This is a genomic window from Promicromonospora xylanilytica (assembly GCF_054782895.1).
Genome location: NZ_BAAGRP010000001.1, coordinates 348,298 through 371,142, shown reverse-complemented (window position 1 = coordinate 371,142; position 22,845 = coordinate 348,298). Strand labels below are relative to the sequence as shown.

Here is a 22,845-nt window from a genome sequence, read left to right as displayed (position 1 = left end):
CCGGGATCCGCGCATGGATCCCGTCGTGGCGGGTCGTCGTGGGCACGCTGCTGACCGGTACGTCGCTCGTGGCGGGCATCGTCATGGCGGCCTGGGTGAACGTCACCGTGCCGGCGGAGCTGGACAGCGTCGACTTCGAGACCACCACCGTGTACTACGCGGACGGCAAGACGCTGGGGAAGTTCGCGGCGCAGGACCGGACGCTGGTGTCCCTCAAGGACCTCCCGTCCCACGTGCCCGACGCCGTCATCGCGTCGGAGGACCAGGGCTTCCGGACCCACCCGGGCATCAATCCGCAGGCGATCGTCCGGGCGGCGCTGAACAACCTGACGGGCGGCGCCCAGCAGGGCGCCTCCACCCTGACCCAGCAGTACGTCGAGAACTACTACGTCGGTGTCGGCGAGGCGACGTACGTGGACAAGTTCCGCGAGGTGATCCTGGCGCTCAAGGTGACGGACGAGCAGTCGAAGGACCAGGTGCTCGAGGGTTACCTCAACTCCATCTACCTGGGACGTGGCGCGTACGGCGTGGACGCGGCGTCGCAGGCCTACTTCGGGCACTCGGCGACGGAGATGACCATCTCGGAGTCAGCCTTTCTCGCCGGGATCATCCCGAACCCCACGTACTGGGACCCGCGGCAGGGCGAGGCCGCGCAGGCCCAGGCGGAGGCGCGCTGGAACCGCACCCTGGACTTCATGGTGGAGACCGGTGCCATCACCCAGGAGGACCGCGACGCCGCGGAGTACCCCAAGCTCGTCAAGTACCAGCAGGGGTCGGGTGACAACCGCACGGCCTACCTGATGGAGCAGGTGGCGAACGAGCTCGACGAGGTAGGTATCTCGGCCGACCAGCTCACGAAGAACGGCTATGAGATCCACACCTCGATCGACCGCAAGATGCAGGCCGCCGCGTACGAGACGATGAAGCTGCCGGAGGACGCGAACGACTTCGCCCGTGCATCGCTGACCTCGATCGACCCGCAGACGGGCGAGATCAAGGCGATGTACGGCGGGCCGAACTACTCGAAGAAGCCGACCAACGCGGCGACGTTCGAGGCCCAGGGCGCTTCGACGTTCAAGCCGTTCACGCTGATCGGGGCACTCGAACAGGGCATCCCGCTCACCAAACGCTACGGGGCCGTCGACGGCACCGTGATCGAGGGCTGGAACCAGGAGGAGGGTGGCCCCGACGTCCCCCTGTACAACTTCGACAACGAGTCGTGGAGCAGCCTCGACCTGACGGCGGCCACGGCGGACTCGGTGAACGTCGTGTACGGCCAGCTCAACAAGGAGATCGGCCCGGAGACGACGGCGCAGGTCGGCTACGAGCTGGGCATCCCGCAGGCCGACGACGACCCGGAGACGCGCGACTGCTGCATGATCGGCGGCAACCTGGCCAACGTGCTGGGCACCGCCTACGTGACCAACGTCGACCTGGCCCACGCCTACTCCACCATCGCGGCGCAGGGTTACCGCACCGAGCCGCACATGGTCGTCAAGGTGACCGACGGCGAGACGCTCCGCCACGAAGGTCCGACGACGCGCGAGCAGGTGTTCGACGACGAGGTCATGGCGGCGGCGACCTACGCGATGAGCAAGGTGGTCGAGGAGGGTTCGGGCACACCTGCCCTGGAGCTCGACCGGCCGGTCGCCGGCAAGACGGGGTCCTCCAACGACAACATGTCGGCGTGGTTCGCGGGATTCGTGCCGCAGCTCACGACGGTCGTCGGCCTCTACGAGTACAACATCGACGAGAACAGGTACGAGCAGATCAAGCCGTTCGGCGGCTACGAGCAGATCACCGGTGGTTCCTGGCCGGTGGAGGCGTGGACCGACTACATGGCGCTGGCCACCGAGGGCATGGAGGTCGTCGACCTCCCGACGTACACGCCGCCCGCGCCGCCCGAGCCCACGCACTCGCCGTCCCCGACGCAGAGCGCTTCGGAGGAGCCCGAGCCCGAGATGGTCACGGTGCCCACGGGGCTGGTCGGCCAGCAGTACCCGGCCGCCGCGTCGGCGCTCGCGGGCGCCGGGCTCATCCCCCAGCAGGTGGACGTGGACAGCGACCAGCCGGCGGGCACCGTGCTCGCCGTCGACCGCGAGGGCCAGGAGGTCGAGAGCGGCGAGACCATCCGGGTGGAGGTCTCGAACGGCTCCGAGGTGGAGCAGGAGACCACGGCGGTGCCCTGGGGGTTGACCAACCAGGACCAGGCCTACGCCGAGGAGCAGGTCAGCGCCGCGGGTCTGGAGCCGGTGGCCCAGGAGGCGCCGTCCGACTCGGTGCCCGAGGGGCGGGTGATCTCGGTCGACCCGGCCGAGGGCACCGAGGTGCCCGAGGGCAGCCAGGTCACGCTCGTGATCTCCACCGGGCCCGAGGAGGGCGAGGGCGAGCCGACGGGCGAGCCGACCGGCGGGGGAGACGGCGGGGACGGCGGCGGGATCTTCGGGTAGCTGCCTCGACGGGCTCGACCGGTGACGCGTCGCACAGCGTTGGTCGGGCCCGTCGGACGGCGGGTGAAAGGTCCGTGAGACCGCTGCTTGAACACGCGGCGTACACACAGAAACCGCGTTTGTGCTACTTGCCGTGAACATCGATCCTCTATCGTTTCCGGGTTCAGTGCGATCACTGGATCGATACGAGGAACGAGGAAGACGTGGCGAACTGGAGTCCTTCTCCGATCTGGCCGCAGACGCCCCGGCGTCGTCGGGGAATCTGGAACTATCCGCGACCGCACCGCACGGGACTCCGTGCGTGGGTGCCGTCGTGGCGTGTTGTCGTCGGAACTCTGCTGACCGGGCTGTCGCTGGTCGTCGGCGTTTTCACCGCGGGGTGGATCGGCTGGGCCGTACCCGACGAGCGCCAGGGGATCGGTTCGGAGACCACGACCGTCTACTACGCGAACAACCAGGTGATGGGTAAGTTCGCGGCGGTGGACCGCACGATCCGGAGCCTCGACGAGATGCCTCCCTACGTGGGCGAGGCCGTGCTCGCGTCCGAGGACCAGAACTTCCGGGACCACCTGGGTGTCGACCCCCTGGGCATGGTTCGCGCACTGATCAGCAACGTGACCGGCGGCCCGCGGCAGGGCGGTTCCACCCTGACGCAGCAGTACGTGGAGAACACCTACTTCGAGCCCGGTCAGACGTCGTACGCGGACAAGTTCCGCGAGGTCGTCCTGGCCGTCAAGGTGGACCAGGAGAAGACGAAGGACGAGATCCTCGAGGGTTACGTCAACAGCATCTATCTCGGGCGTGGCGCCTATGGCTTCGAGGCGGCCGCGAAGGCGTACTTCGACAAGCCGGCGGCCGAGCTGACCGTCTCCGAGACCGCGATGCTGGTGGGGATCATCCCGTCGCCGTCGTACTGGGACCCGCGGTTCGGTGAGGAGTCCCGGGCCGTCGCCGAGGAGAAGTGGGCCCGCGTGCTGCGCAACATGGCGGAGCAGGGGGTCATCACCGAGGAGGAGCGCGCCTCCGCCACCTTCCCCGAGCCGGTCAAGTACAAGCCGGTGTCCCGTGCCGGCCAGGTGGGGTACCTGCTCGAAGAGGTCCGCAAGGAGCTGGCGGACAAGGCCGGCCTCGACGAGGAAGACCTCATGAACAACGGGTACGAGATCCACACGACGATCAACCCGAAGTGGCAGAAGGCCGCGGTCGAGGCGGCGAACACCATCCCGATGGAGGGTGAGGGCGCCGCCTCGAAGCGGCTCGGCGTCTCGATCGTGACCGTGGACCCCAAGGACGGCGCCATCCGAGCCCTGTACGGCGGCAAGGACTACGAGAAGGTGCAGTACAACGCCGCCACGGACGGCATGGCGCAGGGCGGGTCCACGTTCAAGCCGTTCACCCTGATCGGCGCGCTCGAGGAGGGGCACGAGCTCGACGAGTACTACACGGGCAACAGCCCGATGCAGATTCCGGGCTGGACCGAGACGCCGGGCGGACCCGAGGTGGAGCTGACCAACTTCGGCGCCCCGGGGTCGGGCGGTGAGTCGTTCGGCGACATCGATCTGATCGACGCCACCGCGAACTCGGTGAACACGGTCTACGCGCAGCTCAACGTGGAGATCGGCCCGGAGAAGTCGCAGGACGTCGCGATCCGTGCGGGCATCCCGGAGAAGTCGACGAACGCCGAGCTGTCGAACGTGCTCGGCACCTCGACCGTGCGCGCCGTCGACCTCGCCGGCGCGTACGCCACGTTCGCCGCCCAGGGTACGCGCACCGAGCCGCACATCGTGACGTCCGTGAAGGACGGCGAGCAGTTCCGGTACGAGTGGAACGGCATGCCCGAGCAGGGGGCGATCGACCCCGAGGTGATGACCAAGGCCACGTACGCGATGCAGCAGGTGGTCGAGCAGGGGTCCGGTACCCCCGCGCTGGAGCTCCTCGGTCCTGACGGCAACCCGCGCCCGGTGGCCGGCAAGACGGGCTCGACCAACGACAACAAGGCGGCCTGGTTCGCCGGCTACACACCCCAGGTGGCGACGGTCGTCGGCCTCTACCAGTCGACGGAGGAGGGCGGGCAGGACACGATCACGCCCTTCGGCCAGTGGGCGGGCGGCAGCCTGACCGGTGGTACCTGGCCCGTCTGGGCGTGGACCGAGTACATGAAGACCGTGACAGAGGGCATGGAGGCGCAGGAGTTCCCGGAGTACGTGCCGCCGCTCCCGCCGCCGCCGCCCACGCCGAGCCCGGACCCCTCGCCGACGATGTCGGACGACCCGGAGGACAAGGTGCTGGTCCCGGTCGGCCTCGTCGGCCAGATGATCGCGCCGGTCTCGGCCGCGCTGTCCACCGCCGGAGTGGCCCCGGTCCCGGTAGAGGTCGAGAACCCGGCACCGCCCGGCACCGTGCTGTCCGTGCAGCACGAGGGCCAGGAGGTGAAGCGCGGATCGAGCATCCGGGTCGAGGTCTCGTCGGGCCCGCCCCAGCCGCAGGCGGTGCAGGTGCCGGGCGGCCTGATCGGCGGTGACGAGGGCAACGCCAGGGGCAAGATCCAAGGTGCCGGGCTCGAGCCGGTCGTCGAGTACCAGACGTCCGAGGACCACGAGGAGGGCATCGTCATGAACGTCAGCCCGGGCGAGGGCTCGCAGGTAGAGCCGGGTAGCCAGGTGCGGGTGCTCGTGTCCTCCGGGTCGTCGGGCGGCATCTTCCCGACCGACGAGCCGACGGGCGGCGAAGGGAACGGCAACGGGAACGGTGGTGGCGGGGGCAGGAACAGCAGCCCGTAGCGTCGTCGCCCCAGCGGCGAGATCTCGCGTGTGAGAGGGGTCTCGCCCGCTCGATTCCGCCGTCGTCCACATGGCAGGTAGGCTTGGCCCTTGCTGTGAACCCTCCTGTCACGGAACGACCGTGACCGCTGAGACCAGAGGAGGTGGGTATACACATGCGTCAGTACGAACTGATGGTGATCCTGGACCCGGAGGTCGAGGAGCGCACCGTTGCCCCGTCGCTCGACAAGTACCTGACGGTCATCTCGACCGAGGGTGGCTCCGTCGACAAGGTGGACATCTGGGGGCGCCGCCGTCTGGCCTTCGAGATCCAGAAGAAGACCGAGGGCATCTACGCCGTCGTCGACTTCACCGCGACGTCCGCCACCGCCAAGGAGCTGGACCGTCAGCTCGGCCTCAACGAGGTCGTGCTGCGTACCAAGATCCTGCGCACCGGCGACAAGTGAGTCGTCGGAGCTGAACCTTCCTGCGCCCGCGCGAGTGTCAGTGGTCCGTGGTTGCATTCACCGCGAACCTAGTTACCGCGCACGGAACGTCGACTGAATCGAGGAATTGGCATGGCTGGTGAAACTGTCATCACAGTGATCGGGAACCTGACCGGGGACCCGGAGCTGCGCTTCACCCCTTCAGGTGCTGCGGTCGCCAACTTCACGGTGGCGTCGACCCCGCGCACCTTTGACCGCCAGAGCAACGAGTGGAAGGACGGGGAGACCCTGTTCATGCGCTGCTCGATCTGGCGAGAGGCTGCGGAGAACGTCGCGGAGTCGCTGACCAAGGGCACGCGCGTCATCGCGCAGGGTCGCCTGGTCCAGCGGTCCTACGAGACCCGTGAGGGCGAGAAGCGCACCGTCGTCGAGCTGCAGGTGGACGAGATCGGTCCGTCCCTGCGCTACGCCACGGCCAAGGTCACCCGGGCCCAGCGGTCCGGTGGTGGCGGCGGCTTCGGTGGCGGCGGCGGTGGCTACAACGGCGGAGGCGGCGCCCAGCAGGGCGGCGGTTCCGGCGGAGGATTCAGCTCTTCCGGTGGCGGTCAGAGCAATGACGACCCGTGGGCCACGGCAGGCCCGGCGTCGTCCGGTGGTTCGTTCTCGGACGACCCGCCGTTCTGATCGGCACCACCCCGTTCACCTTTTTTCGCTCGCCGGCCCGCCAGGCCGAGTGAGCAGCACCTGACAAAGGAGCAACGCCATGGCGAAGCCTGTGGTGCGCAAGCCCAAGAAGAAGATCAACCCGCTCAAGTCGGCGAAGATCCACAACATCGACTACAAGGACACGGCGCTCCTGCGCAAGTTCATCTCCGACCGCGGAAAGATCCGCGCTCGTCGTGTCACCGGCGTCTCCGTGCAGGAGCAGCGTCAGATCGCGAAGGCCGTGAAGAACGCCCGCGAGATGGCCCTGCTGCCGTACACGTCGACGGCTCGCTGAGGAAGGGATCGAGAACAATGGCAAAGCTGATCCTGACCCACGAGGTGACCGGCCTGGGCGAGCCCGGCGACGTGGTTGAGGTCAAGGACGGGTACGCCCGTAACTTCCTCATCCCGCGTTCGCTGGCGACGCCCTGGACCAAGGGCGCCGAGTCTGACATCAACGCGATCCGCAAGGCTCGCAAGAGCCGCGAGATCGCCTCGCTCGACGACGCGAAGGCGCTGGCCGCCTCGCTGTCCGCGAAGCCCGTCGTCGTCTCGGCGAACGCCGGCCCCGGTGGCCGTCTGTTCGGCGCGGTGACCACGGCGGACATCGCCGGCGCGGTCTCCGCTGCCGGTGGCCCGTCCGTCGACAAGCGCAAGATCGAGATCGGCCAGTCCATCAAGACGACCGGTGACTACACCGTGGCGATCCGCCTGCACCCCGAGGTGTCGGCCAAGATCGGCGTGAAGGTCGTCGCCGACTGAGCTAGCGCTCGGTCGATCGTCTGATCGAGAAGGCCCCGGCCTCCGCTGTTGCGGGGGGCCGGGGCCTTCTGCGTGCGCGGGGTTCCCCGGGCACCGGACCGGTCGCACGTGTCGGACCTTCCGGGTGCCCGTGCGGTGGTTCGATCCCCGCGGCGCTTCGTGGGTGATCTTCCCCCCTTTACTGAGTTGTGATCAGTAGAAGCGTTCCGCACGGCACGGTCCGCCGGTACCTTCAGCGCAGATGCCCGAGATGACGGGCTTCGTGCTCGCCAACGGCGGCGGGCCCGGCGGACAGTGGCGCCGGTCGGACAACTTTTCGCGGGGCAAGGAAGCCCGCGGAGCGAGAGGCGAACCGATGACGCAGTTGCATGCATCCCGAGCAGCACAGCCAGGTCCAGCACCGACGATCCTGATGGCAGTGGGTGTGGCCCTCCTGCTCATCGGCGCGATCGTGGCCACGGCCGTCATGCTCGTGTTCCAGGGCGAGGTCGCGTCCGGCGCGGACCGGCTGGCCGACGGCGCGGGTCAGGTCAACGACGGCGTCCAGACCAGCCTGGCCTCCGGTGTCGGCGAGCTCAGCGCTGGAGCCACCAAGCTCAACTCCGGTGTGCAGAACGACGTGGTGCCGGGCGTCGAGGCGCTGGCCGACGGCGCCGGACGTCTCGACTCGGGGGCCTCGGCGCTTCGTGAGGGCGTGATCAAGCTGCACGACGGATCCAAGAAGATCGCGGACGGCACCGCCGAGACCGCTGCGGACGTCTCCGACCTCGCGGACGCGTCGCTGCTGCTGACCGACGGTTCGACGCGGCTGAACGAGGGGCTCGGCCAGATGAACACCAGGGCGCCGGACCTGGCGGCCGGGGCCGAGGACCTGGCGGCCGGCTCAGCCCTGGTGCGGGCCGGTGTGGTGCGGGCGAGCGATGGTGTGACGCCGCTCGCCGCGGGCGCCGCAAAGGCTGCCGCAGGCGCGGACGACGTCGCGGCCGGGGCCGCACGGGCCGATGACGCCGCCGGGCTGCTCGCCGCTGGTTCGGGCGACGTTGCTGCTGGCGCTGCGCGGGCTCACTCCGCCGCAGCGCAGCTCGCCGACGGTTCCGCGCAGGTCTACCTCGGCAACCAGTCGCTCAACAGCGGGCTGGCCGAGATCACCGCGAACAACGAGATCCTGCTCGGCGGGGCGGCTGCCGTCCAGGCCGGCGCGGGCGACCTGGCCGTCGGCGCCACGGCACTTGACGCAGGCGCCGACCAGCTTGCCGATGGTCTTGGGCAGCTCCACGCCGTCGCACCGACGGTCGCGCAAGGTGCCGCGGATGTCTCGACCGGTGCCAAGAACGTGGCCGCCGGTGCTGCTGCGCTGAGCGAGGGCATCAGATCGGCACAGGGCGGTGCGGGGGAGCTGGAGACAAAGCTTGGTGGCCTCGGTGTCGGCGCCGAAGGGGTCCAGAACGGAAACCTTGCTCTGCAGGAGAGCCTGACCGAGCTGGCGCGCTCCACCACTGACGCAGCGCTGAAAGAGCAGCTCACGGCCTTGGCTGCCTCGGCAGGAAACCTGGCGGCGGGTGCCGGCGACGTCGGTGCAGGGGCGGGAGAGGCCCAGGCCGGGACCGCTGCCCTGGGGGCATCGCTGGGCACCATGGCCAGTGGAGCAACGGAAGTCGCGACCGGCTCGTCCAGGGTGGCGACAGGTGCCGCCCGGGTCGCGGATGGAGCACGACAGGTCTCCGGCGGTATCGGAGTCCTGACGGACGGCGGGATCCGGCTCGCCGGCGGCGCGGAACAGCTGAAGGCAGGTAGCGCCGAGCTGCAGGTAGGTGTCGCCAGGCTCACTCCCGGGATCCAGCAGTACGTGGCAGGTGTGGGGACCGTGCACAACGGCAGCGCGGCGCTCGTCGCGGGTGCTGGGCGCGTCGCCGGTGGGAATGCCGACCTGGCGGAGAAGACGCCGGAGCTGGCGGCGGGCGCTCAGCGCCTCGCCGGCGGCAGCGCCGCTCTCGCCCAGAAGACGCCGGCGCTGGCAGCCGGTGCCGTGCGGCTGGCCTCCGGCAACGCAGACCTGGCCGCAGGGACGGGCCGGCTCAAGGGTGGCCTCCCGGAACTCCTCTCCGGCGCCACACGGGTTGCCGACGGCAACGCAGAGCTGGCAGGCAGGACGCCGGCTCTCGTCTCCGGCGTCGAGCAGCTGCACACCGGGTCCGGCAAGCTCGTCGACGGCATCATCGAGGTTCGTGACCGCGTGGTCCCGAAGGTCGAGAAGTCGCAGCGCCTCGCCGACGGGTCGGTCACGGTCCGCGACGGGCTCAGGGACGCCCGGCAGGGCACCCGAACGCTCGCCAAGGGCACGGGCGCGCTCGACGACGGCACGCAGGCACTGGCGGCTGGTGCCAGCGACCTCGCCGACGGTACCCAGCAGCTCGCCGACGGGTCCGGTGAGCTGGCGTCCGGGACCACCGAGCTGGCGTCCGGCACGGAACGGCTCTCCGACGGGACGGGCAAGCTCCGGACCGACGTGGGCGGCTCGCTGGTCGGTCCCATCGGCGTCGGCGTCATCATCGCCGCCGCGGTCGGCCTGCTCGCGGTGCTCGCGGGTCTGATCCTGCTGAACCGGCGCCGCGCCTGACCTGACGATCGCCGGGCCGGAGCATTCCCGCCCGGCGATCGAAGGGCTCCCCGGCCAGAAGCCGAGGAGTCACGTCACAGGTCGGCGAGCATGGTGGCCATCCGGTCGATCTCGGCCATCTGGTCGGCGGCGATGTTGGTCGCCAGCTCGAGGACCCGTTCCTCGCTGCCGGCGCCCGCCACCTCTTCGCACATGGTGAGCGCGCCCTCGTGGTGCTTGATCATGCCCTGGAGGAACAGCCGGTCGAACTCGGCGTCCGACGCCTCCTCGAGCGCGGCCATCTCGCCGTCGGTGAGCATTCCTGGCATGTCGTCGGCGTCGTGCCCGTGCTCCGGGGCGCGCGGGCCTGAGCCGTCCCCTCCCTCGACGTCCAGCGGGACGGCGTACTCGTTCTCCTCCAGCCAGCCGGACATGAGGTCGATCTCGCTGTCCTGGACCACGTCGATGCGGGCGGCGAACTTCTTGACCTGCTCGGACGCACTGCGGTCCGGGACCAGGCCCGCCATGTCGGTCGCCTGCCCGTGGTGCAGGATCATGTCGCTCAGAAAGTCGGCGTCGGCCTTCGTGAACGGTGCCTGGGAGGCCTGGCCCTCGTAGTCCTCGGGGGCGATCGTCTCGGCCTTCTCGCCGGGCCTTCCCGGTTGCAGCACCACGGAGCTGGGCGTCGAGGCGGCTTCCGGCTCGTCGTCCGACCCGGTACAGCCGGACAGGCCGAGCGTGAGCGGCAGCAGCACGGCCAGGCCGACCGCGGCCGTCCGGGGCGTCGGCGCGAACCGCCGGAGCGTGCGCTGCCCGCGCGCCGGGCTGCGGCGGAGGGCCTTCGGGGAACGGACCTCGATCTCTGTCTCCACGCGACGAGCCTCCCGGCGATTTTGTCACTGCACTGTTAAGGCTTGACCCGAATGCGACGTCGAATTGGCGTGCTCGACGACACGTGCGATGGACCCTACCAAGGAGGTGGCGGTCTGGTGTCGCTTGGGGCAATTGTCACCACTGTGTAAAAAAACGCCAAGAATCCTGGTGCTGGGAGGTTGCTGTGGGTGAGACTGCCTCAACCGACCTAGGAGGTGTGACGCCCGTGCGTCGACCAACCCTTACTCGATCTCGCGCTCGGGGTGCCACTGGCGTCGCCCTCACAGCGTTCTTCGCTGCGGCGGCCGTGGCACTCGCGGGTCCCGTCGCGGCATCGGCCGCCGAGCCGGACGTCCCGCCCGGCGAGACCGCGTCCTCCAACATGACCCACCTGAGCAACCAGCCCAAGAACGGTGCGCTGCAGGGCACCGGCTCGGACATCGCGTTCCAGGGCAAGTACGCGTTCGCCGGCAACTACGACGGCTTCACCGTCTACGACCTGTCGGACAAGGAGAACCCCGAGCAGGTGGTGCAGGTCTCCTGCCCCGGCGCGCAGAACGACATCTCCGTCTACAAGAACGTCCTCGTGCTGTCGACGGACTCCTCGCGCAGCGACGACTCGTGCGAGTCGACGTCGCTTGCAGCAACCAACAAGGAAGCCTGGGAGGGCATCAAGGTCTGGGACATCTCCAACCCGCTGGAGCCGGAGTACGTCCAGTCCGTCGAGACGAGCTGCGGTTCGCACACGCACTCCCTGGCCCCGTCGAAGAACGGCCGGACGGTCTACGCGTACGTGTCGTCGTACTCGCCGAGCGCCACCTACCCGGACTGCCAGCCCCCGCACGACAGCATCTCGATCGTGAAGATCCCGGTGAAGAACCCGGCCTCGGCCGAGCTGGTCGCCACGCCGAACCTGTTCCCGGACGGCGGCTACGAGGGTGACCCGGATCGTCGTGCCTCCACCACGAGCGGCTGCCACGACATCACCACCTACGTGAAGTACGACCTTGCCGCGGGTGCCTGCATGGGCGACGGCATCCTGATGGACATCAAGGACCGCGAGCGTCCCCGCGTGATCAGCCAGGTGCGCGACACGGAGAACTTCGCGTTCTGGCACTCGGCGACGTTCAACAACGACGCCACCAAGGTGGTCTTCACCGACGAGCTCGGTGGAGGCGGTCTGGCGACCTGCACCGACGAGTTCGCACCGGAGCTGGGCGCCAACGGGATCTACGACATCGAGCGCTCGCGCCACGGCAAGACCGAGCTCGAGTTCGCGTCCTACTACAAGATCCCCAGGATCAACACCGCCGCGGAGAACTGTGTGGCGCACAACGGTTCGCTGATCCCGGTCAAGGGCAAGGACCTGATGGTCCAGTCCTGGTACCAGGGCGGCGTCTCGGTGTTCGACTTCACCGACTCCAGCAACCCGCGCGAGGTCGCCTGGTTCGACCGTGGCGAGGGCGTGAGCAGCGGCGGCACCTGGTCCACGTACTACTACAACGGGTACGCCTACTCGAACGACCTCGGCATCGGGTTCGACACGTTCGACATCGACGACTCGATCGACGGGCCGGCCGAGAAGGTGCGGCAGAAGTCGCTCAACCCGCAGATGCAGGAGCCGTTCCGCGGCTGATCAGCGGTGCCGTAGCAGCGAGGGCCGCACTCACCCCACGGGTCGGGTGCGGCCCTCGCTGCTGCGCCGGCGGGAGCGTCCGGTGGACGGTCCCGGCCGGCCGGCGGCAGGTCCGGGCCTGGCGCTCCCTCGCCGAAGTATGGGAATCTCCCCTCCATGACAACCCGGGACGCCACGACCGACGACACGACCCCGCCGTCGGGCGACGCGCCGGACCAGGAGGCTGCCGCTACGCCGTCGGCCTACGGGCTGGGGCGGCGACTCCGGATCATGGGTGCCGTGCTCGCCGGAGGGCTCGCGGTCGTGCTGGCCCTGCTGTTGTGGCTCGGCGTGCTGGTCCCGGCCAAGCAGGAGGCGGCCGGGTACTCCGCCGCCGACTCGGCCTACGCGGCGGTGGCGATCGAGCACAACGCGCAGGCGGTGCAGCTCGCCGCGCTCGCGCCGGGGCGGTCGACCGACGATGCGGTGCTCGCGCTGTCCGTCACGATGGGCGAGGCCTCGGCCGGGCGCGTCCGCGAGCTCGCCGCGTGGCTCGAGGAACGCGAGATCGCGGTCCCGGCCGCGGGCCGGGAGGCGCTAGCACTCGCGGCGGACGGCCTCGACACCGAGCTGCCCGACAACGGCAGCGGGCCCCGCGCCGGGGCCAGCGCGCACTCGCACGAGGGCGGTAACCACGGCATGCTCACCGACGAGCAGGTCGACGCGATCGCGTCGCTCGACGGCTCGGAGTTCGACATCGCGCTGTTGTCCGCGCTCGTCGAGCACCACTACGGCGGGCTGCAGCCGGCCGACGAGCAGATCGCCGAGGGCAAGGACGCCGAGGCAAAGGCGCTCGCGCAGTCAGAGGCCGACGCGAGCCGTGTCGAGGTGGAGGAGATCCGCGATGTGCTGGCCGCCATCGGGGGGCCGGGGTCCAACGACGGCTCGGGTTCGTAGCGGGAAGCTCAGGGCGCCGTCACGAAGATGTCGAACAGCTCCGGGTGGTGCCCGTGCACCAGCACGGCGAACACGACGGCGTCGAACAGCAGGTGCACGGCCACGACGTAGCTGAGCGACTTGAACTTGGCGAAGATCCAGCCCTGGACGAGCGCGAACGGGATGGTGAGCAGCGGACCCCACTCGCGGTAGCCGAGCTCCCACAGGAACGACACGAAGATCATGGCCTGCAGCACGTTGGCCTGCCACATCGGGAAGTGCTTGCACAGCAGGGCGAACGCCACGCAGATGAAGAACAGCTCGTCCCAGATGCCGACGGCGTTCACACCGACGAACAGCCGCCAGATGTCCTGCGACCCCTCGAGGTCCGGCCAGTTGAGGTACGCGCCGGAGCCCAGGAAGTAGAACGGCAGCAGCACGTACCCGAGCGCGACGACGGCGGCGAGGTAGACCCACTGCCCGCGGGTCCAGCGGCGCCCGGTCAGCACCGGGAACTGGATGGTGTCCTGCCGCAGCACGAACCGGGACAGCGCCCAGGGCACCAGCACCGACCCGCCGAGCGCGAGCGTGAAGCGCAGCATGCCGGCGTCGGACAGGTCCGCCTCCAGCGAGATCAACGAGATGATCCCCATGCCGACGCCGATCAGTGCGAGGTCGCGGCCGAGCGCCCGGTCGGCCCACAGGCCCAGTGCGATGCCCAGCACCAGCGGCACGTAGGCGACCGGCCGGATGTGGATGGCGAAGAGCAGGATCGCCGACGCCGAGACGAGAAAGGCGGCGGTGAGGCGCGCTGGGCCGACCAGCGAGGCAGGCAGGGAGAGGTTCACGGGGACGAGGCTCCCACATCCCGGCCCGGCGGTGTGGAGCCGTGCGGTGCGCCCGGGCGCGTCACGTCAGGTGATCGTTGGCACCGCTCGTCCAGGCCGCGTGCCGGTCCGCGGAACGCAGCACGATCTCTCGGGCGTCGGACGGGATGACACCGCGAAAGTTGTTGTAGAGCCGGTCGAACGCGAACCGTGCCACGTGGTGCGCCACCCGCTGGACCACTGGTCCGGACAGCGGGATCCGGTTCGGATAGCTGCGCATGAACGAGACCGACGTCCGGTCAGGGTTCGCGAAGATCGTGTCGCCGCTCAGCAGCACTCCCTTGCCCGAGGCGCCGGACGCCCAGTGCGCGACCGACGAACCCGGGAAGTGCCCGCCCGGCTGGCTCAGCGTCACACCAGGGAGGATCTCGCGGTCGCCCTTCCACAGCTCGACGGCGTCGTCGGAGCGGGCGAGCCAGCTCGCGTCGGGCTCGCTGATCAGGATCGGCACGCCGCCGAGCCGGCGGCTCCACTCGACCTGAACCCCGTACATGTGAGGGTGGCTGGCCACGATGTACGCGAGCCCGCCCAGGCCGCGGACGGCGGCGACGGCGGCGTCGTCGACGTACCCGGGCACGTCGAACATGAGGTTGCCCGCCGCGGTCCGCACGATCTTCGCGGTGGGACCGATGCCGACGTCGGGCACGGTGTCGATGGCGAACAGGTCGGGCTCGAGCTCCTCGACGGCGATGCTCTGCCCCTCGGCCGCGAGCTCCGCGAGCGTGGTCCAGACCTGGCCGTCGGCCGGCACCCACTGGCGTTCGTCGGCGCAGATGGCGCAGACGTCCGGGCGGGACTCGTGCTCCACGCCGCACGTGCGGCAGATCCAGAACGTCATGTCGACGGGTCCCCTTCGTTCGATCCGATGTCTCGTCACCATGCGCCTCGGTGCGAACCGTGTCCAGCATTTTCGTCCCGTCGCGAATGCTGCCGGTGTCCGGGCCGCTCGTTCGCGGGAGCCGGCCCGCCCGGCTCGCGGGTCCTCGCGGCGCGCCGCACCGGCGTGCCGCGGGGTGAATCGTTTCGGAACGCCGGTCGGCCTGGTGCCGTGGGCTCGCGGTCCCTACGCTCGTGGCCACGTGGCTCTACAACGTTGTAGGGCCGGATCTCACGGAGGAGTGACCATGGCACCAACGTCACAGCGTCGCCACCGGCTTCTCGCCGCCGGTGCCGCAGCACTGTCGGTAGTCGTCTCCCTGCTCGCCGCGCCGGGTGTCGCCGCGGCGCCGACCAGCCCGGCGCCGACCAGCCCGGCGGCGGGCACGGCCGCCGTCGCACGTGCCGCCGCCTGCGGTGACGGTGCCGACGCCCTGGTCACGGGGAGCCAGGCGTCGGGATTCACCGCCACCTATCACGGGCAGACCGTTTACCAGGGCGAGTACTACATCACCGCGATCTGGGAGGCGATCGGCGCGCTCGACCCGAACCGGACCAGCCAGGAGAAGGTGTCGGTCATGGCCAGCGCCTGGATCGGCGACAACACGATCGATCTGCCGAGCCACACGGCGTTCGAGGTCTGCGGAACCCTCGACACCGGCTACGTCGCGGGCCGGGGCGCCATCCAGGCCATCGGGGTCCGGGACGTGTCCATCCCCACCCTGAACATGACCGGAGCACCGTACTTCGGTCTGCGCTTCGCCGACGTCGACGACCTGCATCTCGGCCAGATCGACCTGCGGATGACCGGCGGCATCGGTATCCGGTTCGAGCGCGACCTGCCCGGCAGCTCGAACGTGCGCATCGACTCGGTCTACGCCTCCGGCATGCCCGGCCACGCGATCGAGACCTGGCACATCGACGGCCTGCGGATCGGCACGCTCACCGCGCGGGACGTCGGCGAGTCGGGGCTTCTGATCCAGGGGACGAGCGACGCCGTCATCGGCACGGTCGACGGTGAGAACGTCGGCACGGGCACCGGTTACGCCACCTTCCGCATGGCCAACGAGAACGGGCCGAACGTCACGGTGGACCACGTGCGGTCGCGGGGCGGCGGCCGGGGCGTGTTCTGCGTGTCCAACTCGCGCGGCGCACGGATCAACTCGGTCGACCTGGCGAACAACGGCAACAACTCGGTCCTCATCGAGAACTGCTCGGACATCACGATCGCGGGCGGCACGGTCAACGGGGGCGGCGAGGTGCGGCTCGCCGCACGTTCCGAGTTCCCCAACAACCGGAACATCCACATCGCGCTCCGTGTGGACAACACCTCCGTGCGCGAGTCGCCGTGCGGGGAGAACACCACCTGGAACCTGAGCGGGAACGGCGCACGCAACATCTGCTGACCCGCCACGGCCCGTGGCCCCCGAGATGTCCTGCGGTACTGACTCGCCGTACCGGTACGGCGAGTCAGTGCCGCAGTCCGACACGGGCCCGGTCTCGTACCGCACTCGGGTTCGCCGGCTCCACCTTCAGGCGGAAGCGGGCACGCCCCGGAGTTCCTACCCTGAGGGCATGGTCCACGCCCCACCCCGGCCCGACGTCCGGCAACGAGACGGCGAGCAGCCCGCCGTCGGCCCCGACGCCCCCCGCACCGCGGGGCGCATGGCACGCCTGCTCGACTGGTTCGGCGTGGACTCCGACTGGGAGCGGGTGCCTGCGGGCAGGGACGCCTACCGCAAGGACCTGCTGCTGGGCGCCGGGTTCGCGGTGTTCGCGGCGGTCTCCGTGGAGCTGGGCCGCAGCATGGGTCTCTTCGAGGGGGCCCGGGAGCCGCTGTGGCTCATCATGCTGCTCGGCGTGGCCAGCATGCTGCCGCTGGCCTGGCGCCGCCGCTACCCCCTGGTCTCCCTCGTGCTCGTGTACGGCATCTGGCTCGCGCTCGGCCTGACCATCAGCGCGATCACCGTGCTGATGCCGATGCAGATCCTCTACTTCGTGTCGCTGTTCACCGCCGTGGCGTGGGCGCGGGACCGGCGGGCGATGCTCGTGGTGGTCAGCCTCTGCGTGCTGATGATGTTCACGTGGCTCATCTGGATGTTCGCGGTGCAGCAGGGCATGGAGACGCTGCTCGAGGAGTTCCCCACCCGTGCGGACTGGCCGGGCCTCCTCGAGCCCTACCTCGCGAACGCCGTCTACCAGCTCATCATGAACATCGCGTTCTTCGGGGGCGCGGTGGTGGCGGGCCAGATGCAGTGGAACGCTGCCCGGCGCCGGCGGCAGCTCGCCGACCAGGCGGTCACCATCGAGAAGCAGGCGGCCGCGCTGACGAACCAGGCCATCGTGGCGGAACGGGTGCGGATCGCGCGGGAGCTGCACGACGTCGTCGCGCACCACGTGTCGGTGATCGGGATCCAGGCGGCGGCCGCTCGCCGGGTGCTCGACCGCGACCCGGCCCTGGCCGCCGAGGCGCTCGTCACCATCGAGCGCGAGTCGCGCGAGGGCGTGGCGCAGATGCGGAACCTGGTGGGGACGCTCCGTTCGGTCCCTGACGGCGGAGCCACGGACGCGCCAGGGGCCGACGGCGCGTCCCGGGCGCCCGAGCCCGGGATCGCCGACCTCCCTGCCCTGACCGCGGCCGACCACGACGGTCTGGACACCACGTTCCACCAGGTCGAGGAACCACCGGGCGTCGTGGCCGACGTGCCTGATCCGATGGGGCTGAGCCTCTACCGCACCGCCCAGGAGGCGATGGCGAACGTGCGCAAGCACTCGACGGCGCGGTCCGCGACGGTCACGCTCCGCGTGGTCCGTGACGCCACGACGTCGGAGGGCGACCGGTTCGCGCACGGGTACGCCGAGGTGGAGGTGCTCGATGACGGGCGGCCGCGCCGCGGAACCTCCGGTTCCGGGCTGGGGCTGCTCGGGATCCGGGAGCGTGCGGCGACGCACCAGGGCGTGGTCGAGATCGGCACCCGGGCGACCGGAGGGTTCCGGGTCCGGATGCGGCTGCCGCTGCCCGCGCCGGGATCCGGCGTCCGGCCGTCCCCGGACACCGCCACGCAGGCCGCGACCACAGGCTCGGAGGAGGACGCATGATCCGCGTGCTGCTGGCCGACGACCAGGCGCTCGTGCGCTCGGGCTTCAGCCTCATCCTCTCGGTGGAGGACGACTTCGAGGTGGTCGGCGAGGCTCCCGACGGCGCGTCTGCGATCGAGCTGACGCGGGAGCTGCGCCCCGACATCGTGCTCATGGACGTGCAGATGCCGGTCATGGACGGTATCGAGGCCACGCGCCGGATCGTCGCGGAGGACCTGGCGAAGGTGCTGGTGCTCACCACGTTCGACCATGACGAGTACGTGTTCGACGGGCTCGCGGCCGGGGCGTCCGGGTTCCTGCTGAAGAACTCGGACGCGGAGCATCTCGTCGAGGCCGTACGGACGGTGGCGGCCGGGCACGCGCTGCTCGCGCCGCAGATCACGCGGCGGGTCATCGAACAGATGGTGGCGGGCGAGCGGCCGGCCCAGGGCGACCCCGGTGCGCTCCGGCAGGCCGAGCCCGCTGCTGCCGCCACCAGCCTGCGGCCGGTGGTCGAGACGCCTGCCGGTCTCCTGCTCCTCACGCCACGGGAGCGCGAGGTGCTGGAGCTGGTGGGTACCGGCCTGTCGAACGCGGAGATCGCCGCGACCCTGTACCTCGGCGAGGCGACCGTGAAGACCCACGTCTCGAACGTGCTGTCCAAGCTGCACCTGCGGGACCGGGTCCAGGCGGTGGTCCTCGCCCACCGGGCCGGGCTGGTGTGAGACGGGTGAGACGGCCTGATCGGTCAACCCTCTGTATAGGTAACCATCGAAACTAGTATGGTGTGCCGGTCCCCCGTCGACGATGACCCTGGAGGCCCCCGTGAACTCCCTCGTCCTGGCCGTCATCGGTATTGCACTGATGCTCGCCGGATACCTGCTGTACTCAAAATTCCTCGGTAAGAAGGTTTTCCGGCTCGACCCCGCGTTCAAGACCCCCGCGCACGAGCTGAACGACGGTGTGGACTACGTCCCCACCAACAAGTTCGTGCTCTGGGGCCACCACTTCACCTCCGTCGCGGGCGCCGCACCGATCGTCGGCCCCGCCGTCGCCGTGATCTGGGGCTGGCTGCCCGCTGTGCTGTGGGTGACCATCGGCACCATCTTCTTCGCAGGCATGCACGACATGGGTGCCCTCTGGGCGTCGCAGCGCCACAAGGGCCAGTCGATGGGCATGCTGTCAGGCAAGTACATCGGCCGCCGTGGCCGTGCCCTGTTCCTCGTGGTGATCTTCCTCCTGCTGCTCATGGTCGTGGCCGCGTTCGCCGTGGTGATCAAGAACCTGCTGATCGGCACGCCGACGGCGGTCATCCCGGTGTGGGGCGCGATCCTCGTCGCCCTCGTGATCGGCCAGATGATCTACCGCTGGAAGATCAACCTGCTGGTCACCACCATCATCGGTGTCGTGGCGCTGTACACGCTGATCATCGTCGGTGACGCCAACCCGATCGTCCTGCCCGACCCGATCCTCGGCATGTCGCCGGCGACCTTCTGGATCGTGGCGCTGTTCGTCTACGCGGGGATCGCGTCCCTGCTGCCGGTGTGGGTGCTGCTGCAGCCGCGCGACTACATCAACGGCGTCCAGCTGTTCATCGGCCTCGGCATCCTGTTCGGCTCCGTGCTGCTGTCGGCCCCGGCGATCGTCGCTCCCGCGATCAACCAGAACGTCCCGGAGGGCACACCGCCGCTGGTCCCGCTGCTGTTCGTGACGATCGCCTGTGGCGCCATCTCGGGCTTCCACGGCATGGTGTCCTCCGGCACGTCGTCGAAGCAGCTCGACAAGGAGACGGACTCCCGGTTCGTCGGCTACTTCGGCGCGGTGGGTGAGGGTCTGCTGGCTCTCGGCGCGATCATCGCGGCCACGGCCGGCTACCGGACGCTCGCCGACTGGGAAGCCGTCTACACCGCGTTCAACGAGGGCGGTGTTGCCGCGTTCGTCCAGGGCGGCGGCAACATCCTCAACGCGGGCCTCGGTATCCCCCTTGGCCTGTCGGCCACGATCCTCGCCACCATGGCCGTCCTGTTCGCCGCGACCACCATGGACACGGGGGTGCGTCTGCTGCGCTTCGTGGTCCAGGAGGCCGGCGAGCTCGCGAAGGTCAAGGTCGGCGGCATCCTCGGTACGGTGATCGCGCTCGTCGTGGCCGTCGGTCTGGTGTTCAGCCTCGGCGCCGACGGCGAGGGCGGCATGCTGATCTGGCCGCTGTTCGGTACCACGAACCAGCTGCTGGCGTCCCTGACGCTGTCGGTGATCGCCGTGATCCTGCTGCGCAAGAAGATCAACCCGCTGCCGGTCGTGATCCCGCTCGCCGTGGTCATGGTCATGTCGATCTACGCGCTGGTGCTCCAGCTCGGCACGTTCTACGCCGAGCAGAACTGGATGCTGCTGGTGCTCGACGTCATCATCCTCATCGCCTCCCTCTGGGTGGCGCTGGAGGCGTTCATCGCCATGGGCAAGGCCCGTGGCGGGGTGATCGACGAGGACGACGCGGACAACAAGCCCGTCGCGAGCGTCGAGGGCTGACCTGTGCTCAGCCGCCGGTTCGGCACCGCCCGCCGGCGGCTGAGCGCTGTCTCCGAGGGGCTGCGTGAGTTCTACGTGGCGCCCTACCGCCGCACGTTCGCGCGGGCCCAGCGTGACGAGGACGACCTCTTCATGCTGCTCGTCCTGAGCGAGGCCCTCGGAGTGCCCAACCCGGCGTCGTACTACACGGCGGAGCTGCTGCCGCTCGTCTACGAGCGTGTGCACGAGTGGCACACCCGGATGGGCATGGACCGATCACCGCTGGAGGACGTGTCGTGCTGCTGACCGACGTCATACGCGGCCGGCGGGTCCTGTTCCTCGGCGGCAAGGGCGGCGTGGGCAAGACCACGACGGCGTCCGCCCTGGCACTCGCGCAGGCACAGTCCGGGCGACGGGTGCTGGTCGTCTCGACCGACCCCGCGCACAACCTGGGTCATCTGTGGCAGCGGGACGTCGGCGACGCCGTCGTGCCGCTGTGGCGGGTCGAGGCGGACTCCGGCCCGTCGAACGGCGCGGGTCCGAACGGCGCGGCGGGGCTGCTCGACGGGGTCGAGATCGACCCTCGGCGCACGACCGACGCACATCTGGCCCAGGTCGGGTCCACGCTGCGCCGTCTGATGCCTGATCACCTCGCCAAGGAGGTCGACCGGCACCTCGACCTCGCCAGGGACGCTCCGGGAACGCACGAGGCGGCGGTGCTCGAACGGATCGCCGACGCCGTGGAGACCGGGCTCGCCGGCTACGACCTCGTCGTGTTCGACACCGCGCCGTCGGGACACACCGCCCGGCTCATGGCGCTGCCCGAGACGATGTCCGCCTGGACCGAGGGCCTCCTGCGGCGGCGTGACCGGGCCGACAAGTTCTCGGGCGCGCTCTCCGGACTCGGTGTGCGCGACCCGAAGGCGGAGCGGGACAGCGAGATCCGGCGCACGCTGCTGCGGCGCCGGGAGCGTTTCGAACGCCTGCGGTCGGTGCTCACCGATCCCGGGACGACGTCGTTCCTCCTGGTGCTGGCCGCGGAGCGGCTGCCGGTGCTGGAGACCGTCGAGCTCGCCGGGACCCTGCGGAAGCTGGGGGTCCCGGTGGGTGGGCTGGTGGTGAACAAGCGCTCGCCCGACGGCGCGGGCGGGCTGCTCGCGGCCCGGCGCGCGCACGAGGACGAATGGCTGGCCGTGCTGGACGCCGAGCTGGGTGACCTGCCGCGCATCGAGTGCGAGCTGCTGCCCGGTGAGGTCACGGGTGTCGCGGGACTGGAGCAGTTCGGGGCAGCCCTGCGGTAGCAGGGTGTCATCGACCGCTGTCATTCATGACGCATGTCGCCGATCGGTGACATTGCCGGGTCGTGCTTTCCGGCAAATCGGGCATCGCATCGCGAGATAAGCCTCTCCCGGAAAGGGAGGGAAAGCACAGAGAAGCGGACCCTCGGCAAAAGGGCCCGCTTCTTTCTGTGGAGCGGCGCTCGATAAAACGGACTATTCAGACGGTTCGGTGGAAGGCTCGGGAGAAGGCTGCGTCGAAGGGTCCGTCGACGGGTCCGGAGAAGGCTCGGTCGAGGGCTCTTCCGACGGCTCGGCGCTCGGCTCGGCCGGCGGCGGGTCGGTCGGCTCCTGCGACGGCGGGGTCGTGGGCTCCTCCGACGGCGGGTCGGTCGGCGTCGGCTCCGGGGTGGGCGTCGGCGTCGGAGTGGGCTCCGGCGTGGGCGTGGGCGTGGGCGTGGGTGTGGGCGTCGGCTCGGGCGACTGCGACGGCGGGGTGGTCGGCCCCTGGGTAGGCGGCATCGTCGGCCGCACGGTCGTCCCGTCCGAAGGCCTCGTGGGCGTGCTGGGCGTGCTGGGCCAGGATCCCCCACCGAAGTCGACCGTCGGCGGCGGCGTCATCGTGAAGCTGCTGCCCGGCTGGTCAGCGCTCGGGTTCGCCATGTGCTTGGGGGTGTACGTCGACGCCGGCGGCGGCGTGTAGGTGAAGAGGTTGCCCTGCGGCTCCGGGTTCGAGCGCACGTCGACCGTGCCCTTCTCACCCGGGCCGGTCGTCGGGTCGCGCTTCACCATCATGGGCGGCAGGCCCAGCGACACGTCGGGCTCGGCCGGCGCGGCTGTGGTCTCCCGGTCCTGGTCCTGTCCTGGCTGCACTGCGACGGCACCCACGATTCCCGCCGTCAGCACCATGGCTGCGGCTGTGCCTGTGACGATCAAACGCTTGCGCACGTTGAGCTCCCCCTGCGGGTTCAGATACTGCGTCGTGGCCCCTGTGTCGCGCCGTCCCGGCCGTGGTGCACCGAGCCGCGAAACACGCCCGGGAGGGCGTCGCGCATTTCCCGGGAAGGGCTGTCGAACCTT

The 22,845-nt window shown here is 69.8% G+C and carries 19 protein-coding genes; 16 read left to right on the top strand and 3 right to left on the bottom strand.

Features of this window, described 5'->3' with window-relative positions; translation table 11 throughout:
* The first annotated feature begins 38 nt into the window (after positions 1 to 38).
* The 7 genes from ACYVK7_RS01590 to ACYVK7_RS01560 all read left to right on the top strand — a co-directional run bounded on the left by ACYVK7_RS01590 (position 39) and on the right by ACYVK7_RS01560 (position 9,739).
* Positions 39 to 2,450 carry a transglycosylase domain-containing protein gene (locus ACYVK7_RS01590; RefSeq protein ID WP_460885917.1) on the top strand — a complete coding sequence of 804 codons (2,412 nt, stop codon included), beginning with the start codon at positions 39 to 41 and terminating at the stop codon, positions 2,448 to 2,450.
* 305 nt (positions 2,451 to 2,755) lie between these two features.
* On the top strand, positions 2,756 to 5,230 hold the full coding sequence (locus ACYVK7_RS01585; RefSeq protein WP_460885916.1) for a transglycosylase domain-containing protein: 2,475 nt from the start codon (positions 2,756 to 2,758) through the stop codon (positions 5,228 to 5,230).
* 155 nt (positions 5,231 to 5,385) lie between these two features.
* Positions 5,386 to 5,676 (top strand): 30S ribosomal protein S6, encoded by a 291-nt coding sequence (gene rpsF, locus ACYVK7_RS01580; protein ID WP_460885915.1) that lies wholly within the window; start codon positions 5,386 to 5,388, stop codon positions 5,674 to 5,676.
* A gap of 111 nt (positions 5,677 to 5,787) precedes the next feature.
* Positions 5,788 to 6,339, top strand: a complete 552-nt coding sequence (locus ACYVK7_RS01575) for a single-stranded DNA-binding protein (protein WP_357463929.1) — start codon at positions 5,788 to 5,790, stop codon at positions 6,337 to 6,339.
* Between the two features lie 79 nt (positions 6,340 to 6,418).
* Positions 6,419 to 6,655, top strand: a complete 237-nt coding sequence (gene rpsR, locus ACYVK7_RS01570) for a 30S ribosomal protein S18 (protein ID WP_116673133.1) — start codon at positions 6,419 to 6,421, stop codon at positions 6,653 to 6,655.
* Positions 6,656 to 6,672: 17 nt separating this feature from the next.
* Positions 6,673 to 7,122 carry a 50S ribosomal protein L9 gene (gene rplI / locus ACYVK7_RS01565; RefSeq protein ID WP_460885914.1) on the top strand — a complete coding sequence of 150 codons (450 nt, stop codon included), beginning with the start codon at positions 6,673 to 6,675 and terminating at the stop codon, positions 7,120 to 7,122.
* 412 nt (positions 7,123 to 7,534) lie between these two features.
* Complete coding sequence (locus ACYVK7_RS01560) at positions 7,535 to 9,739, top strand: hypothetical protein (RefSeq protein ID WP_460885913.1); 2,205 nt, start codon at positions 7,535 to 7,537, stop codon at positions 9,737 to 9,739.
* A 74-nt stretch (positions 9,740 to 9,813) separates the two neighbouring features.
* Here the strand turns inward: ACYVK7_RS01560 and ACYVK7_RS01555 are convergent, their stop codons facing one another.
* Positions 9,814 to 10,590 (bottom strand): DUF305 domain-containing protein, encoded by a 777-nt coding sequence (locus ACYVK7_RS01555; protein ID WP_460885912.1) that lies wholly within the window; start codon positions 10,588 to 10,590, stop codon positions 9,814 to 9,816.
* 308 nt (positions 10,591 to 10,898) lie between these two features.
* Here ACYVK7_RS01555 and ACYVK7_RS01550 point away from each other — a divergent pair, with 308 nt between their 5' ends.
* A complete protein-coding gene (locus ACYVK7_RS01550; protein ID WP_460885911.1) occupies positions 10,899 to 12,227 on the top strand; it encodes an LVIVD repeat-containing protein in 1,329 nt (442 codons plus the stop codon).
* Between the two features lie 156 nt (positions 12,228 to 12,383).
* Entirely contained in the window at positions 12,384 to 13,163 is a 780-nt protein-coding gene (locus tag ACYVK7_RS01545; RefSeq protein ID WP_460885910.1) for a DUF305 domain-containing protein, read from the top strand.
* A gap of 8 nt (positions 13,164 to 13,171) precedes the next feature.
* Here ACYVK7_RS01545 and ACYVK7_RS01540 read toward each other — a convergent pair whose 3' ends face one another.
* Positions 13,172 to 13,990, bottom strand: coding sequence for a CPBP family glutamic-type intramembrane protease (locus tag ACYVK7_RS01540; RefSeq protein ID WP_460885909.1), 819 nt, complete (start codon positions 13,988 to 13,990; stop codon positions 13,172 to 13,174).
* A gap of 61 nt (positions 13,991 to 14,051) precedes the next feature.
* A complete protein-coding gene (locus ACYVK7_RS01535) occupies positions 14,052 to 14,867 on the bottom strand; it encodes a hydrolase (protein WP_460885908.1) in 816 nt (271 codons plus the stop codon).
* A gap of 286 nt (positions 14,868 to 15,153) precedes the next feature.
* Here ACYVK7_RS01535 and ACYVK7_RS01530 point away from each other — a divergent pair, with 286 nt between their 5' ends.
* The 7 genes from ACYVK7_RS01530 to ACYVK7_RS01500 all read left to right on the top strand — a co-directional run bounded on the left by ACYVK7_RS01530 (position 15,154) and on the right by ACYVK7_RS01500 (position 22,468).
* Positions 15,154 to 16,311 (top strand): hypothetical protein, encoded by a 1,158-nt coding sequence (locus ACYVK7_RS01530; RefSeq protein ID WP_460885907.1) that lies wholly within the window; start codon positions 15,154 to 15,156, stop codon positions 16,309 to 16,311.
* A gap of 169 nt (positions 16,312 to 16,480) precedes the next feature.
* A complete protein-coding gene (locus ACYVK7_RS01525) occupies positions 16,481 to 18,004 on the top strand; it encodes a sensor histidine kinase (protein WP_460885906.1) in 1,524 nt (507 codons plus the stop codon).
* A complete protein-coding gene (locus ACYVK7_RS01520) occupies positions 18,001 to 18,708 on the top strand; it encodes a response regulator (protein WP_460885905.1) in 708 nt (235 codons plus the stop codon). Before ACYVK7_RS01525 ends, ACYVK7_RS01520 begins: the two co-directional genes overlap by 4 nt.
* A gap of 100 nt (positions 18,709 to 18,808) precedes the next feature.
* Complete coding sequence (locus ACYVK7_RS01515; protein ID WP_460885904.1) at positions 18,809 to 20,509, top strand: carbon starvation CstA family protein; 1,701 nt, start codon at positions 18,809 to 18,811, stop codon at positions 20,507 to 20,509.
* A gap of 3 nt (positions 20,510 to 20,512) precedes the next feature.
* A complete protein-coding gene (locus tag ACYVK7_RS01510; RefSeq protein ID WP_357463877.1) occupies positions 20,513 to 20,794 on the top strand; it encodes a cory-CC-star protein in 282 nt (93 codons plus the stop codon).
* The gene (locus tag ACYVK7_RS01505; RefSeq protein WP_460885970.1) at positions 20,788 to 21,789 is read left to right on the top strand and encodes an ArsA family ATPase; all 1,002 of its coding nucleotides are present in this window, start codon (positions 20,788 to 20,790) and stop codon (positions 21,787 to 21,789) included. Before ACYVK7_RS01510 ends, ACYVK7_RS01505 begins: the two co-directional genes overlap by 7 nt.
* Before the next feature lie 208 nt (positions 21,790 to 21,997).
* Complete coding sequence (locus tag ACYVK7_RS01500) at positions 21,998 to 22,468, top strand: hypothetical protein (RefSeq protein WP_460885903.1); 471 nt, start codon at positions 21,998 to 22,000, stop codon at positions 22,466 to 22,468.
* Positions 22,469 to 22,845: the final 377 nt, after the last annotated feature.